The 13,122-nt window shown below is 70.1% G+C and carries 16 protein-coding genes; 7 read left to right on the top strand and 9 right to left on the bottom strand.

Going from position 1 to position 13,122, the window contains the following annotated elements; translation table 11 throughout:
- Positions 1–103 precede the first annotated feature (103 nt).
- Positions 104–376: a DUF4242 domain-containing protein gene (locus QO010_RS20190; protein ID WP_307352215.1), complete on the top strand. Its 273-nt coding sequence runs from the start codon at positions 104–106 to the stop codon at positions 374–376.
- A gap of 13 nt (positions 377–389) precedes the next feature.
- On the top strand, positions 390–1,388 hold the full coding sequence (locus QO010_RS20195) for a GlxA family transcriptional regulator (RefSeq protein WP_307352216.1): 999 nt from the start codon (positions 390–392) through the stop codon (positions 1,386–1,388).
- 372 nt (positions 1,389–1,760) lie between these two features.
- Here QO010_RS20195 and QO010_RS20200 read toward each other — a convergent pair whose 3' ends face one another.
- A complete protein-coding gene (locus QO010_RS20200) occupies positions 1,761–3,992 on the bottom strand; it encodes an ATP-binding protein (protein WP_307352217.1) in 2,232 nt (743 codons plus the stop codon).
- A gap of 244 nt (positions 3,993–4,236) precedes the next feature.
- Here QO010_RS20200 and lepB point away from each other — a divergent pair, with 244 nt between their 5' ends.
- Positions 4,237–5,022 (top strand): signal peptidase I, encoded by a 786-nt coding sequence (lepB, locus tag QO010_RS20205; protein ID WP_307352218.1) that lies wholly within the window; start codon positions 4,237–4,239, stop codon positions 5,020–5,022.
- Here lepB and QO010_RS20210 read toward each other — a convergent pair.
- Entirely contained in the window at positions 5,019–5,354 is a 336-nt protein-coding gene (locus QO010_RS20210; protein WP_307352220.1) for an EF-hand domain-containing protein, read from the bottom strand. The genes lepB and QO010_RS20210 overlap by 4 nt on opposite strands.
- Positions 5,355–5,458: 104 nt before the next feature.
- A complete protein-coding gene (locus QO010_RS20215) occupies positions 5,459–5,908 on the bottom strand; it encodes a GFA family protein (protein ID WP_307352222.1) in 450 nt (149 codons plus the stop codon).
- A gap of 28 nt (positions 5,909–5,936) precedes the next feature.
- Here QO010_RS20215 and QO010_RS20220 point away from each other — a divergent pair, with 28 nt between their 5' ends.
- Positions 5,937–6,545 carry a hypothetical protein gene (locus tag QO010_RS20220; protein ID WP_307352224.1) on the top strand — a complete coding sequence of 203 codons (609 nt, stop codon included), beginning with the start codon at positions 5,937–5,939 and terminating at the stop codon, positions 6,543–6,545.
- A gap of 47 nt (positions 6,546–6,592) precedes the next feature.
- The gene (locus QO010_RS20225) at positions 6,593–7,216 is read left to right on the top strand and encodes a hypothetical protein (protein ID WP_307352226.1); all 624 of its coding nucleotides are present in this window, start codon (positions 6,593–6,595) and stop codon (positions 7,214–7,216) included.
- A gap of 230 nt (positions 7,217–7,446) precedes the next feature.
- On the opposite strand, the gene QO010_RS20230 is transcribed toward QO010_RS20225, so the two are convergent.
- Positions 7,447–8,649 (bottom strand): serine hydrolase domain-containing protein, encoded by a 1,203-nt coding sequence (locus tag QO010_RS20230; RefSeq protein WP_307352227.1) that lies wholly within the window; start codon positions 8,647–8,649, stop codon positions 7,447–7,449.
- Between the two features lie 74 nt (positions 8,650–8,723).
- On the opposite strand from QO010_RS20230, the gene QO010_RS20235 reads away from it, so the two are divergent.
- Positions 8,724–9,335: a TetR family transcriptional regulator gene (locus QO010_RS20235; RefSeq protein WP_307352229.1), complete on the top strand. Its 612-nt coding sequence runs from the start codon at positions 8,724–8,726 to the stop codon at positions 9,333–9,335.
- On the opposite strand, the gene QO010_RS20240 is transcribed toward QO010_RS20235, so the two are convergent.
- Together QO010_RS20240 and QO010_RS20245 are read right to left on the bottom strand one after the other, a co-directional pair.
- Positions 9,332–9,709 (bottom strand): GFA family protein, encoded by a 378-nt coding sequence (locus tag QO010_RS20240; protein WP_307352230.1) that lies wholly within the window; start codon positions 9,707–9,709, stop codon positions 9,332–9,334. The genes QO010_RS20235 and QO010_RS20240 overlap by 4 nt on opposite strands.
- 2 nt (positions 9,710–9,711) lie before the next feature.
- Positions 9,712–10,152, bottom strand: coding sequence for a hypothetical protein (locus QO010_RS20245; protein ID WP_307352231.1), 441 nt, complete (start codon positions 10,150–10,152; stop codon positions 9,712–9,714).
- 123 nt (positions 10,153–10,275) lie between these two features.
- Between QO010_RS20245 and QO010_RS20250 the strand changes: the two genes are divergently transcribed.
- The gene (locus QO010_RS20250; RefSeq protein WP_307352233.1) at positions 10,276–10,650 is read left to right on the top strand and encodes a VOC family protein; all 375 of its coding nucleotides are present in this window, start codon (positions 10,276–10,278) and stop codon (positions 10,648–10,650) included.
- Here the strand turns inward: QO010_RS20250 and QO010_RS20255 are convergent.
- From QO010_RS20255 to fsa, 3 genes are read right to left on the bottom strand one after another with little or no spacing between them, the layout of a single operon-like run.
- Complete coding sequence (locus QO010_RS20255; protein ID WP_370873806.1) at positions 10,647–11,546, bottom strand: tyrosine recombinase XerC; 900 nt, start codon at positions 11,544–11,546, stop codon at positions 10,647–10,649. The genes QO010_RS20250 and QO010_RS20255 overlap by 4 nt on opposite strands.
- A 14-nt stretch (positions 11,547–11,560) precedes the next feature.
- Positions 11,561–12,241 carry a DUF484 family protein gene (locus QO010_RS20260; RefSeq protein ID WP_307352237.1) on the bottom strand — a complete coding sequence of 227 codons (681 nt, stop codon included), beginning with the start codon at positions 12,239–12,241 and terminating at the stop codon, positions 11,561–11,563.
- Between the two features lie 12 nt (positions 12,242–12,253).
- Positions 12,254–12,907, bottom strand: coding sequence for a fructose-6-phosphate aldolase (fsa, locus tag QO010_RS20265; RefSeq protein ID WP_307352239.1), 654 nt, complete (start codon positions 12,905–12,907; stop codon positions 12,254–12,256).
- Between the last annotated feature and the right edge of the window lie 215 nt (positions 12,908–13,122).

The raw sequence follows: 13,122 nt of genomic DNA on the forward strand, positions 1-13,122 counted from the left end.
ACGAGCGCCAGACCCCGATTGCCCCCTGTCATTGTCCGGATCACTATCTGTCGGGGTCGGATCGGCAAGCGCATGGTCGCCGCCGTTCCAACGGAGTCCTCCCATGAAAAAGTATCTGATCGAACGCGAGATCCCTGGCGTCGGCGCCTTTACCCCCGACCAGCTGGCCGAGGCCGCCAAGGTTTCCAACGCCGCCCTGGCCCAGCTGGGCCCCAAGGTGCAGTGGCTGGAATCCCACGTCACCCCGGACAAGACCTTCTGCGTCTACCTGGCCGAGGACGAGGCGCTGATCCACGAGCATTCCCGCCTGAGCGGCTTTCCGGCCAACAAGGTCACCGAGATCGGCGGGGTGATCAGCCCCGCGACCGCCGGCTGATCAAATGGGGGGTGTGCTCGATGTCACCGTGGTGCTGCTGGACGGCGGCCTGCCGTCCACGGCCATCATGCCGGTGGAGATCTTCAGCGCCGCCGGCGCGCTGTGGCACGAGCTGCATGACCAGGCGCCCCGGCCCGCCTTCCGGGTGACCACCGTGTCGCTGGACGGCGGGCCCCTGGTCACCCCCCACGGTTTCTCCATCACGCCCCAGGCGGCGATCGGCGACGTCGAGCGCACCGACATCATCGTCGTCCCGACCTCGGGCCTCGACTGCGACAGCAGGCTGAAGGAGCACGCCGCCCTGCTGCCCTGGCTGGCTCGCCACTACGAGCGCGGGGCCTTCGTGGCCGGGGTCTGCATGGGCTCGGTCTATCTGGCCGAGGCGGGCCTGCTGGAAGATCGCATGGCGACCACCCACTGGGCGGTAGCCGAGCGGATGGCGGCGCGGTTCCCGGGCGTGCGCTGGCGTCCTGACCTGTTCGTCACCGAGGACAGCCGCACCTTCTGCAGCGGCGGTCTCTACGCCTCCATCGACCTGTCGCTCTATCTGGTCGAAAAGCTGTGCGGCCATGAGGTGGCGGTGCAGACCGCCAAGGCCCTGCTGCTGCCCATGCCCCGCACCTTCCAGACGGGATACGCCGTGCTGCCGGTCTCCAAACCGCATGACGACGACCGCATCCGGGCGGTGGAGGCGCATCTGGCGGCCCACTATCCGACCGATCTGTCGGTCCAGGCCCTGGCCTCCCATGCCGGCCTGACCGAACGCACCTTCGCCCGCCGCTTTAAGGCCGCCACCGGCCGCCAGCCCGCCGCCTACCTCCAGGCCCTGCGCATCGAGGCGGCCAAGGCCATGCTGGAGCGGGGCGAGGGCGCCATCCAGTCGATCAGCTCGGCGGTCGGCTATGACGACATCGCCTTCTTCCGCGCGCTGTTCAAACGCCAGACCCGGATGACCCCCACCGAATACCGCGCCCATTTCGCGCCGATGAGCGTGCGGGGGCAGGGGGCCTAGGGCCGATCGACATTCGAAGAGCCGGTCCGGTCTCGGCCGCCAACGCCGCGGGCGGCATGGATGTCGGTTTTTGGGGTCGCTTCGCGACAGGAAGAGAAGGCAGGGAAGAAGCGTGAGCGACGGCGCTGTCCCGAGGTCAGTCGTCGTTGATCCGCTGATATCCATCGAGGCGCGAAGCGCCTCAACAAGACCCCGCCAGCAGTGGATACACGGCGCGTCGGCCACCGCCACGGCCGCTTCCTCTTCTCTTCTGCCTTCTCTTCCTGTCGCGAAGCGACCCGAAAACCCACGCCTCCGCGAGACGCCGAGATTCGGGTGAAGCCGCTAGAGGCGGCCCCATTTCCGATCACAGACCCTGAATGTCGATTGGCCCTAGGCCGACAGGCTTTCCGCGGCCTGTTCCGTCAGGCGGGCGATCTCGGCCAGCAGCTGGGCCGGCGAGAAGGGCTTGGGGGCCATGCCGTTCATGCCGGCCGCCAGATAGGCCTGCTGCTGGTGGCGCATGACGTCGGCGGTCAGGGCCAGGATGGGCGTGGCGGCGGCCGGCCCGCCCAGGCCGCGGATGCGCCGCGTGGCCTCCAGCCCGTCCATCCCGGGCATGTTGATATCCATCAGCACCAGGTCGAAGCCGCCGGTCCGGACCGCCTCGATGGCCGCCGGTCCGCTGTCGACCGCGTCGGCCTGGCCTCCCAGGGCTTCGATCGTCCGGACGCCCACCAGGCGGTTGACCCGGTTGTCGTCGACCACCAGAACCTTCAGCCCGGCCAGGGGTGTCGACCCGGCCTCGTCGGCCGTTGCCTGGGCGGGCGCCGTCGCGCTCGGCGCGGCGACCTCGAACCAGAAGGTCGAGCCGTGGCCCTCGCGGCTGGCATAGTCCAGGTCGCCGCCCATTATCCGGGCCAGCTGCCGGCTGATGGCCAGCCCCAGGCCGGTGCCGCCGAACCGGCGCGCCGAACCCGTCTCGGCCTGTTCGAACCGGCCGAACAGCCGCGCCCGCGCCGCCTCGGGCACGCCCACGCCGCTGTCCTCGACCTCGAACCGCAACCGTCGCGGACCCTCCCCGGCCGGAACCGAGACCCGCACCACCACCCCGCCGGTCTCGGTGAACTTCACCGCATTGCCGACGATGTTGAACAGGCACTGCTTGAGCCGCACCGGATCGATCTGGGCCCAGCCCAGGGCCTCGGCGATTTCGGCGCGCAGGGTCAGGCCCTTGCTTTCCGCCTGCGGGCCCAGCAGCCGGATCACGCTCTCAACCTCGGCGGCGGCGTCGACCGGGGCGGGGTGCAGGGTCAGCTTGCCCGCCTCGATCTTGCTGAAGTCCAGCACGTCGTTGATCAGCTGCGACAGCATCTGGGTGCAGCCCAGGGCCTCGTCCAGCAGCTGTCCGGCGTCTGTCGCGCCGGGGTCGCGCTTGAGCAGGTTGAGCACGCCGACGATGCCGTTCATCGGGGTGCGGATTTCGTGGCTGACCGAGGCCAGGAAGTCGGACTTGGCCGCCGTGGCCTCCTCGGCCGCCCGCCGGGCCTCGGCCACCGCGATCTCCTGGCGCTTGGCCTCGTCGATGTCGACGATCAGGCCCACCCCGCGCCGGGGCGTGCCGTCCGGCCGCCATTCCACTTCCAGGCACAGCCTGACCCAACGCCCGCCACCATCGGCGTCGACCAGTCGCGCATCGACCGGATCGGCCGTCGCCCCGTCGGCGGGGCGGACGGTCAGGGTCAGGACGGCGGCCCGGTCGTCCGGATGGAACAGGGCCAGGGTGTCGGTGTCGACCATCGCGGCCGCCGCCTCCCCGACCAGGGCGATGCATTCCGGCGACAGCCAGAAGCGCTGGCTCTTGAAGTCGTATTCGAACACCCCGGCGCGCGAGGCCTTGAGCGCCAGGTCCAGCCGCTGGGCGTTGGCGTTGGCCAGGTCGCGGGCCTTGGCCAGCGAGGTGATGCTCTGGCTGACCCCGTGCATCTCGTAGCGGCCCGAGGCCAGCTGGGCGCCGGAGCGATAGAGGACCCGCAGATGGGTCCAGCCGCCGTCGGCCGACAGATAGCGCATCTCGGCCTCGGCGGTCCCGCCCTCGCGGGTGATCCGCTCGCGGATGGCCTGGTCGATGGCCCGGTCGTCGCGGTGTTGCAGCAGCTGCAGGGCCGCCAGCGGCACCGGCCGGCCGATGTCGCCATGGCCCAGCGAAAGCTCGGTCGAGAAATAATAGGTTTCCAGGTCCGGGTCGTAGCGCCAGACGCCGATCTCGGCGTCGTGCATCAGCCGCACCCGCACGTCCTCGGCCACCCGGCTCCGCTCGGCCGCCTCGCGGGCGGCGGTGACGTCGCTGAGGATGGCCAGGGCCCCGCTCTCGCGCCCGTGCAGCGACAGGCGGAAGGCCCGCCGCAGGCCCTCGCTCTCCAGACAGAAGACCTTGCCGAATTCGCCGTCCTCGATGGCCGCGCCGACCCTGTCCAGGGCCTGGCGCAGCCGCTCGCCGAGGCAAGCCTCGCCCAGCAGGGCGCGGAAGGCCGGGTTGGCCTCCAGCACGACGTGGCGGGCGTCGAGCATGGCCATGGCGATCGGCAAGTCATCCAGGGTCAGGGACGTGGACGTTTTCGGCATCGGCTGGCGCTGGCGGTTCCGCTCGTCTGCGAGGTGGCCCATTCTGCCGGCGCGCGCTTAAGGAAGACTGTAGCGACCAGCGGCAAAAGGTCGCGACATCTGGACGGTTACTTGGCCCGCCTGGCGGGAAATCGCCGGCGCCCGCTGTCCGGACACGATGGCCGCCCCGTCCCGACAGGCCTTCGATTGCGGTGCGGCCTGGCCGCCGCGAGCCTGGGGCCTCCCATCGCCGCAAGGACCGACCATGACCGACGACGCCGCCCAGGGTCTCGAGACCAAGCCTTCCGAGGCGACCGCGAAGACCGCCACCGCCGAGCTGATCGACCTCGCCAAGACCGTGGGGATCGCCCTGCTGATCGCCCTGGTGGTGCGGGTGATCCTGTTCCAGCCCTACACCATCCCCTCGGAGTCGATGGAGCCGGGCCTGTTGAAGGGCGACTACATCGTCATCACCAAGTTCGACTACGGCTGGAGCCGGTTCTCGATCCCGTTCGGCCCGCCGCTGCCCAAGGGCCGGCTGTTCGGGCGCGATCCCAGGCGTGGCGACGTGGCGGTGTTCCAGCTGCCGCGCGACACGTCCGTCGCCTACATCAAGCGGATCATCGGCCTGCCCGGCGACCGGGTGCAGGTTCGCAACGGCGTGGTCTTCGTCAACGGCAAGGCCATTCCCCGCGTCCAGGCCGGCCCGACCCAGGATCCCGGCATGATCGGCCTGACCGTCATGCGCGAGCGCGAGACCAAGGCCGACGGCAAGAGCTACATGACCTTCGACCAGGGCCCCGGCCATCCGGGCGACGACACCGGGGTCTATGTCGTGCCGGCCGGGATGTATTTCGCCATGGGCGACAACCGCGACAACTCGCTGGACAGCCGCTGGCCGTCATCGGTCGGCGTCGGCTTCATCCCCGCCGAGAACCTGGCCGGCAAGGCGCGGATCGTCATGGTCTCGTGGAACGACGGGGCGTCGATCTTCAAGCCCTGGACCTGGCTGGACCTGCGCTGGAACCGGCTGCTGAAGGGGGTGGGCTAGCGCCGTTCGAACTCGGCCCGGCTCAGCACGCCGTCATGGTTGGCGTCGAGCTTCTCGAAGCTGGCGTTGTGGCTGAGCGCGGGCAGGGCGAGCGAGGGAACCGCCACGCCGACCATCGCCGCGGCGATCACGGCGCCGGCGATCCAATGGGCTCTGCGGCTCACGGGCCGGCGGCGGGCCGGGGCGTCCAGGTGCTGGTCGATGAAGTCGCGCAGCGCCTCGCTGGCCGTGCGGCCATCGGCCTGACAGCGGGCCATGAAGGCCTGCTTGGTCGGATAGGGGATACGGATCTCGAGGGATTCGCTCTTCTTCGGGGCGCGGGCGGCAGTCATGGCAAGACCTTGGGGTCGGCAATGGGACTTAACTTCGGCAGCCAAACCCAAACCGCCGGCGCGGGACAAGTGAATTCCTGTCCAGACACGCCATTTCGCCGGCCCTAAGCCCCGGCGCCGAACTCGGCCATCAGGCCCTGATAGGCCTCCAGCGGCGGGAAGTGGGTGAAGCTGTGGACCGCCGGGGTCCTGGCCCAGGGCAGGGCCTCGCTGGTGTAGGTCTCGATGAAGGGCGTAAACCAGCCGGCCTCGTCCAGCAGGGTGGCGCGGACATTGACCAGGTCCAGGCTGGGCGGGCGGGTGAACATCCAGCTCATGCAGTGGGGGCAGAAGAAGTGCCGGACCTCGCCATGCAGCCCGCCGATCGCCGGCTGGCCCTCTGTCACCGCGAACCCCGGGCCGGGGACGGCGAGGCTCAGGGAAAAGGCGCTGGCGGTCATCCGCTGGCAGCCGGTGCAGTGGCAGGCCATGGTCAGCATCGGCGGGGCGGTGATCTGGAACCGGACCTGGCCGCAGCGGCAGCCGCCGGCCCAAGGGAGGCTTGGTTGACTCATCGGGGTCTCCTTTGCGATTCCGGTAATCATGAAGGATAACTTCCTCAACCGCCTGCGGCTCCGCTGGCTGACCCTGGCCGAGATCGTGGGGGTCGCGGCGCTGCTGATCGCGGGGCTGGGTTACTGGGATTCGCATCGCGAGCGCACCCAGGAGGACCGCGAACGGGCCGCCGCCCGGGCCGAACGCCAGGCGGAGGCCAAGGCCCAGGTGCTTAAGGCAAGCTTCCTGATGATCGCCGAGCCGGAGGAGGACGGCGCGCGGCTGCGGCTGGCCTCGGCCAATCCCGATCAGGTCATCCAGACCCAGACCCTGTGGTTCCCCGCCCAGATCCGCCGCGCCCCGGCCGAGACCACCGGCAATCCGCGCCTGCAGTCCGAATGGCTCGAGTCCGGCCTGCGCAAGACCGATCTCAGGCGCGGCCGCCTGCCGGTCGTGGTGCAGACGGTCTATGTCGCCGATGGCCAGACCCGCACCGACCGGGCCCTGTATTTCGTCGGCTTCAACCTCAAGTCCCGCCTGCTGCGCCCCGCCAGGCTCGAGCTGGAAGGCCTTTCCCTGTCCCGCCGCGATGTCGCCGGCGACCCGCAGGCGGCGGCCGATGAGGCCTGGGCCGTCAAGCCGGCCTTGCGGAAATAGGCCCGTCGGGCTTGTCCCGGCGCGGCGAATGCGGCCTTCTTGGCGGCATGAAACCGCTCTTCGGCATGGCCCTGCCCGCCCGCCATCTTGACCTGGTCCTGCTGGCCCAGGTCCTGCTGACCCTGGGTCTGGTGACCATGACCCTGCTGACGCCCGGCGGATCGCCGGCGGCCGCGCCGGTGGAAGCCGAGGCGTCAGCGCCGCCCCCCGCCCGCATCTCCGAGCCCCGGATCGCCCATCCCAGGGAGGCCGCTGCGCCAACCTCCGTCGGCAAGCCGGCCAAGACCTCCGCCAGGGTTTCCAACCCCCGGCCGGCGCCAGAGCCAACCGCCGCGCCCCTGGTCGCGGTCGCCGACATGCCCGAGACCGGCGGGGACTACCGCAAGGCGCGGCGGCAGCTGCTGGCCAGGGGCTTCAAGCCCGCGCGCGTGGCGCCGCCGGAATGCCGGGGGCCGGAGCCATCCGTCGACGCCTGCTGGGGCGCGCTGGTGCAGTTCCCCGAGATCGAGATCTGCATGAACGGCGCCCGGGGAGGCTGTGTCGGCTGGTGGCTGGCGCCGGACGGCCGGGTGCTGCGGATCCAGACCGCCGGCGAAACCGGCGCCATCCGCGACCGCCACTGGGCCAGTTCCGGCGAGCTGGCCGACCTGCCCACGGGCTGGCGGCCCTGACGGCCGGCTAGGATCGGTCGACATTCAGGTGGGATAGCTCCAAACCACCCTTCAACCGTCATCGCCGGGCTTGTCCCGGCGACCCATAAACACCGGCAATGACGGTTGGCGGCGGCGCTGTCCGGTAGCGGCTTGACGCACCGAGTCTATGGGTGGCAGGCACTTTGGCCGGCCATGACGGAATTTAGGTGGGAGTGTGAATCTCAGGGATCGATGAATGTCGATCGGACTTAGGCCTTGGCCGAGCCCAGGGCGTGGACCTGGGCGATCAGGCCATAGACGTTCAGCCCGATCCCCTGGGCCATCAGGGCCGGCTCCATGATGTTGTGGACCAGGAAGATCATCACCGAGCCGTCGGTGGGATCGGCCTGCCACCAGCCGCCGAACGCGCCCGGCCAGCTGACCGTACCGATGCCGCCCTTGCCGCGCGTGTACGAGGCGGTGGCGGGGTCGATCACCGTCGCCAGGCCCAGGCCAAAGCCGTGGCCGGTCCCGAAGGTCGGCATGCCGAACATCTGGGCTCCCAGACGCTGGTCGTCGGTCAGACGGTTGGTGGTCATCAGCTTCAGGGTTTGCGGCCGGAGCAGCTGTGGCCCCTCGCCGATGAACAGCCGGGCGAAGGCCAGATAGTCGTCCAGGGTCGACCACAGGCCCTGGCCGCCCGAGCAGTATTCCATGTCGGCCGGCCGCTCGGGCAGGGTCGAGCCGCCGGCGGCGGTGAGGCGGCGCACCAGCCTGCCGGTCTCGTCGCAGCCATAGAGCGTGGCGCGGCGGTCGGCCGGGGCGGTGAAGCCGGTGTCCTTCATGCCCAGCGGCTCGAAGACCCGCCGTTTCAGCACTTCGCCCAGCGGCGCCCCGTCGATGCGGGCGATCAGCTGGCCCAGCAGGTCGGTGGAATAGCCGTAGTTGAAGGCCGTCCCCGGCTGGGCGATCAGCGGCAGGGCGGCCAGGCCCGCGATCCAGTCGTCGGGTTTCACAGGGCTGTCGATGTCGCCGCCCAGGGCCTGGGCGTAGGCGTCGGAGAGGGGGCCAGGGTAGACGCCGCCATAGGTGAGGCCCGAGCGGTGGGTCAGCAGGTCGTCGAAGGTGATCGGCCGCGCGGCGGGGTCAGTCTGGTCCAGCGGCCCCCCCGGCGCGCGCAGCACCCGCATGGCGGCGAACTCGGGGGCCACGCTGGCGATCGGGGTATCGAGCCCGATGCCCTTTTCCTCCAGAACGATCAGGGCCGCCAGCGAGGTGATCGGCTTGGTCATCGAGGCGATGCGGAAGAGGGTGTCGCGCTCGACCGGCAGGCCCGCCTCGCGGTCGCGCCAGCCGACCGTGGCCAGTTGGGCCACCGCGCCATTCCGCCAGACCAGGGCGGCGGCCCCGGCCACTTCCTCGGCCGCGACATAGGCCTCAATGGCCTTGGTGATGGAGTCCTGCGTCGTCATGCCGTCCGTCCCGGAGAATTTCGGCGCTATAAAATAGATCGATTATAAAATAGCAAGCCACTAGAATGCGTCGGATGACCGCGGACTCCGCAAACCCCCGCCGCCGGCCCAAGGGCGACAAGCGCGAGCGCACCCGCGCCGCCCTGCTGGACGCCGCCCTGGCCCTGACCCGCGAGCAGGGCTTCGAACGCACCAGCCTGCAGGACATCGCCCGCAGGGCCGGCATGACCACCGGGGCCATCTACGGCAACTTCAGGAACCGCGACGGCCTCTACATGGCCCTGGCCGAGCGGCAGTGGGGCCCCATCCGGCCGGTCTTCGCGCCCGGCTCCAGCTTCGCCGACAAGATGGCGGCGGTGGCCGAGGCGGTGATCGCCGCCATTCCCGAACGGCGGGCGGCGGCGGTGGGGGCCCTGACCTTCCGCGCCTACGCCCTGACCCATGCAGAGGTGGGCCAGCGGTTCCACGACGCCATGGCCTCGGGCTTCGAACTGGGCGCGGCCTGGCTGGCCACCCAGCTGGAGCCGGACGAGGCGCCGATGCCGCTGGACCAGCTGGTGCGGGTGATCAACGCCCTGATCGAGGGCCTGCTGTTCCAGCGCTTCCTGACCCCGGATCTGATGCCGGACGACACCATCCGGGCGGCCTTCGCGGCGCTGGCGGGCCGGCGAGCCGCCGAAAACTAGTTCTCGCCCCCATCCTCATCGACGTAGCGCTCGGTCCCCGCCCCATCCAGCCGGCGCACCCGCGCCGCCGCCACCGTCTCCAGCGGCATCAGCCGGGCGTTGACGCCCATGCGGTCATGGGTCCGGTCGACCGGCGCCCAGTGGGTGACGCAGCCGCAGGTCCTGCAGCGGTGGAACTCGATGGAGCGATCGTCCCACATGTATATGTCGGTGGCGTCCTGGGCCGGCTCGATCGTCACATTGCGCGGCGAGTAGTAGGCCCAGAGCGTCCCGTAGCGCCGGCAGATCGAGCAGTTGCAGTCGGTGACCTCGGCCGGGGCGAGGGTGCAGGTCAGTTTGACCGCGCCGCAGTGGCAGGAGCTTTCGATCGTCATGATCAGTCGAACGCAGGCGCCGGCGAGGGCGGGCGCGCCGAGGCGATCTTCCAGGCGGCGATGGCGGCGATCAGCAGACCCAGGACCAGCGGCATCAGGCTCTCGGCCAGGCTGGGAGCGACGACCTGCAGGTTGGTGGTGTGGGTGCGTTGCACGGCGTTTTGGATGTTCAGGACCCGCTCCGCGGTGACCAGCGCCGCCAGGCCAAGGGCGCTCCACATCAGCACCTTCAGGACCCCGCCGGCCTGACCCCGGCCGTTGGGCAGGAAGACGGCGAGGATCAGGACCGGGACCAGCAGGATCAGGGTCAGCTTGACCACGGCGAAGGCGTCGAGGAACAGGTCCAGCAAGGATAAGCCGCCGCCCGCCACCTTGCTCAGCCAGAACACCAGGCCGGCGACCACCAGGGTCAGCCCGGCGAAGACGATGGACAGGATCTTCATGGCGCGGCCCCCGACAGGCCGCCAGCTTGGCGCCGGACGGTGGCGGGGTCCAGGGCTTCGTCGGCCGTTGTCGGAGTCCGTTTTGATGATAAACTTACCCCAAAGCCACAACGGGAGGACGCCATGGCGGCAGTCAGCTACATCACGGTCGGCACCAACGATCTGGAACGGGCCAAGACCTTCTACGACGCCCTGCTGGGCTCGATCGGCATGCGCGGCGTGCACGAGCCGGCCCAGGGCGGGCGGCTCTATGCCGGCCGGGGAACCGGGATGTTCGGGGTGCTCAACCCCCATGACGGCGGCAAGGCCAATGTCGGCAACGGGGTGATGGGCGGTTTCAGCTTCGACACGCCCGAAGAGGTCGCCGCCTTCCACGCCAAGGCGCTGGAACTGGGCGGAACCGACGAGGGCGCGCCGGGGCCGCGCGGGGCGACGGCCTATTTCGCCTATTTCCGCGACCCGGATGGCAACAAGCTGTGTGGATACAGGCTGGGCTAGGCCCGCGGGTGGGCCTTGGCATAGGCCCCCATCAGCGCCGCCGCGTCGACCTGGGTATAGCGCTGGGTGGTCGACAGCGAGGCGTGGCCCAGCAGTTCCTGGATCGAGCGCAGGTCGGCGCCGGCCCCCAGCAGGTGGGTGGCGAAGCTGTGGCGCAGGGCGTGGGGGGTGGCGCGGTCGGAGAGGCCCAGGCGCCCGCGCAGGAGCTGAACGGTGGCCTGGACGTGGCGGGGGCTTAAGGGGCCGCCGCGTCTGGCGCGGAAGAGGGGCTCGTCGGGGTCCAGGCCAATGAAGGGCAGGGCCTTGAGATAGGCGTCGACCGCCGCTCGCACCACGGGCAGGGCCGGGACCAGGCGGGTCTTGCCGCCCTTGCCGGTGATCCGCAAGGTGTCGGCCAGCGGGGCGTCGGCGCGGCGCAGGCTGAGGGCTTCCGAGATCCGCAGGCCGCAGCCCCAGAGCAGGGTCAGCACTGCTTCGTCGCGGGCGCGTTCCCAGGGGGCCAGGTCGTCATCGGTCCCGGCCTCTTCCAGCATGCCGCGCGCCTGGTCCTCGCTGACCGGGCGAGGGGCGCCGGGGCGGACCTTGGGGCCGCGCACCAGGGTCAGGGCGGGGCAGGGTGTGCCCAGGCGTCGGTCGAGAAAACCGTGGAAACCGCGCACCGCCGACAGGGCCTGGCTGAGCGAGCGGGCCGACAGCGGGTGATCGCCTGAGCGGCGCCAGGCCAGGTAGGCGCGGATGTCGCCGGCGGTCAGGGTCCCATAGTCGGCCAGCGTGAGGGATTCGCCGCGATGACGGTCGAGGAAGGCGAGATAGGGGCCGACGGCGCCGGCATAGGCCTCGACCGTGCGGGGCGAGGCCCGGCGCTCATGCGTCAGGTGTTGCAGCCAGGCTTCCATGGCCTGGCGCGGAGTCACAGGACTGGCCAGCGTTCGGCCGTGCGCTCGAACACCCGGGCCAGGAAGGCCACAAGCTCCGAGCCCATGTCCGAGGTGAAGCCCTGGGCATCGGGCGAGCCGAAGGCCAGGATGCCCTGGCGGCTGGGGGACCAGAGGCCCAGGCGGACCAGGGCCATGGACTTGACCGAGCCGGCCCGCTCGCCGAACAGCGGCAGGGCGGGAGCGTGGAAGCCCATGCGGGCGACCTTCTGCGGGCCCAGGACCAGATCGACCTGGCCCTCGGCCAGGGCGACCCAGCCGGCGGGAATGCGGGCGGGGCCCTCCAGGGCGACCGAGGCGCCGGCCAGGCCAAGCCTGAGCGTGGCCAGTTCGTCGACGCGTCTTGCCAGATCGGAATGGTTCCTGGCTTCCAGGAGGTCGATGACCGCCGCATGCGTCTGGGCCTGGGCGGCGAAGTTGGCTTTCGCGAGCGCCTCGAGCTGCTTGCGCACCCCCGATTCGCGCCTGTGGGCGGCGCTGACCTTGGCGATGGCGGCCGGGCCGAAATCGACGAGATTGGCGGCGTCGAGCCTCAGGCCCAGCTCGGACAGCAGGGCTTCGTCCTGGCGCAACGTCTCGGGATGAGCCCGCAGGAAGTCGCGGATGTCGCGGATGGCCTCGTCGCGCTCGATCCGAGCCTTGGCCGCATCCGACATGGTGAGTCCCTCCTAGAGGATGGACTGACCCGTCTTGGCCCAGTCCGCCATGAACTGTTCAAGACCCTTGTCGGTTAACGGGTGCTTGAAGAGGGCGTCGAAAGTCGCCGGCGGGATGGTGGCGCAGTCGGCGCCCAGCAGGGCCGCCTGGGTGACGTGTTGCGCGGTGCGGATCGAGGCGGCGAGGATTTCGGTGTCGAAATCGTAGTTGTCGTAGATGGTGCGGATCTCCTGGATCAGCCCCATGCCGTCGGCCCCGTGGTCGTCCAGCCGGCCCAGGAAGGGCGAGATGTAGGTGGCGCCGGCCTTGGCGGCCAGCAGGGCCTGGGCGGCCGAGAAGCAGAGGGTGACGTTGGTCTGGATGCCTTCGCGGGCGAATTCGGCCGTGGCGATCAGGCCTTCCTTGGTCAGCGGCACCTTGACCACCACATTGGTGGCGACCGCGGCGAGCTTGCGGCCCTCCTCCAGCATGGTCGGGGCGTCCATGGCGGCGACCTCGGCGCTCACCGGGCCCTCGACGAGACCGCAAATCTCGGCGATGACCTCCAGCATGGGACGTCCCGACTTGGCGATCAGCGTAGGATTGGTGGTCACGCCGTCCACCAGACCGGTTTTCGCCAGCTCGGCGAGGACGGCGGTGTCGGTGGTGTCGAGGAAGAGCTGCATCGGTCGGGCCTTTGGGGTTGGGCTGGGGGTTTTAGCGGTTCGGAGAAGCGGGAGCCACCTTCTTGGCGAATCAGCGACAGCCGCACCGGAACCCTTCCTCCTCGATGGAGGAAGGGCAGGGTTGGTGGTGAGGGCTCGGGACATGGGCGAAAAGTGGGGGGTGGCGTGGTCGCCTCCCCGCATTCTTCCGGAAGCGCACTGCCACCACCACCATC

The sequence above is a fragment of the Caulobacter ginsengisoli genome, from assembly GCF_030814835.1.
Taxonomy (GTDB): domain Bacteria; phylum Pseudomonadota; class Alphaproteobacteria; order Caulobacterales; family Caulobacteraceae; genus Caulobacter; species Caulobacter ginsengisoli.

Excerpts from the sequence above, each read along its gene's own strand:
- QO010_RS20230 (WP_307352227.1), bottom strand. The coding sequence starts at position 8,649 with ATGACGACGCAGGACTCCATCACCAAGGCCATTGAGGCCTATGTCGCG.
- fsa (WP_307352239.1), bottom strand. The coding sequence starts at position 12,907 with ATGCAGCTCTTCCTCGACACCACCGACACCGCCGTCCTCGCCGAGCTG.
- QO010_RS20210 (WP_307352220.1), bottom strand. The coding sequence starts at position 5,354 with ATGACTGCCGCCCGCGCCCCGAAGAAGAGCGAATCCCTCGAGATCCGT.
- QO010_RS20200 (WP_307352217.1), bottom strand. The coding sequence starts at position 3,992 with ATGCCGAAAACGTCCACGTCCCTGACCCTGGATGACTTGCCGATCGCC.
- QO010_RS20250 (WP_307352233.1), top strand. The coding sequence starts at position 10,276 with ATGGCGGCAGTCAGCTACATCACGGTCGGCACCAACGATCTGGAACGG.
- QO010_RS20190 (WP_307352215.1), top strand. The coding sequence starts at position 104 with ATGAAAAAGTATCTGATCGAACGCGAGATCCCTGGCGTCGGCGCCTTT.
- lepB (WP_307352218.1), top strand. The coding sequence starts at position 4,237 with ATGACCGACGACGCCGCCCAGGGTCTCGAGACCAAGCCTTCCGAGGCG.
- QO010_RS20255 (WP_370873806.1), bottom strand. The coding sequence starts at position 11,546 with ATGGAAGCCTGGCTGCAACACCTGACGCATGAGCGCCGGGCCTCGCCC.
- QO010_RS20215 (WP_307352222.1), bottom strand. The coding sequence starts at position 5,908 with ATGAGTCAACCAAGCCTCCCTTGGGCCGGCGGCTGCCGCTGCGGCCAG.
- QO010_RS20245 (WP_307352231.1), bottom strand. The coding sequence starts at position 10,152 with ATGAAGATCCTGTCCATCGTCTTCGCCGGGCTGACCCTGGTGGTCGCC.
- QO010_RS20240 (WP_307352230.1), bottom strand. The coding sequence starts at position 9,709 with ATGACGATCGAAAGCTCCTGCCACTGCGGCGCGGTCAAACTGACCTGC.
- QO010_RS20220 (WP_307352224.1), top strand. The coding sequence starts at position 5,937 with ATGAAGGATAACTTCCTCAACCGCCTGCGGCTCCGCTGGCTGACCCTG.
- QO010_RS20235 (WP_307352229.1), top strand. The coding sequence starts at position 8,724 with ATGACCGCGGACTCCGCAAACCCCCGCCGCCGGCCCAAGGGCGACAAG.
- QO010_RS20225 (WP_307352226.1), top strand. The coding sequence starts at position 6,593 with ATGAAACCGCTCTTCGGCATGGCCCTGCCCGCCCGCCATCTTGACCTG.
- QO010_RS20260 (WP_307352237.1), bottom strand. The coding sequence starts at position 12,241 with ATGTCGGATGCGGCCAAGGCTCGGATCGAGCGCGACGAGGCCATCCGC.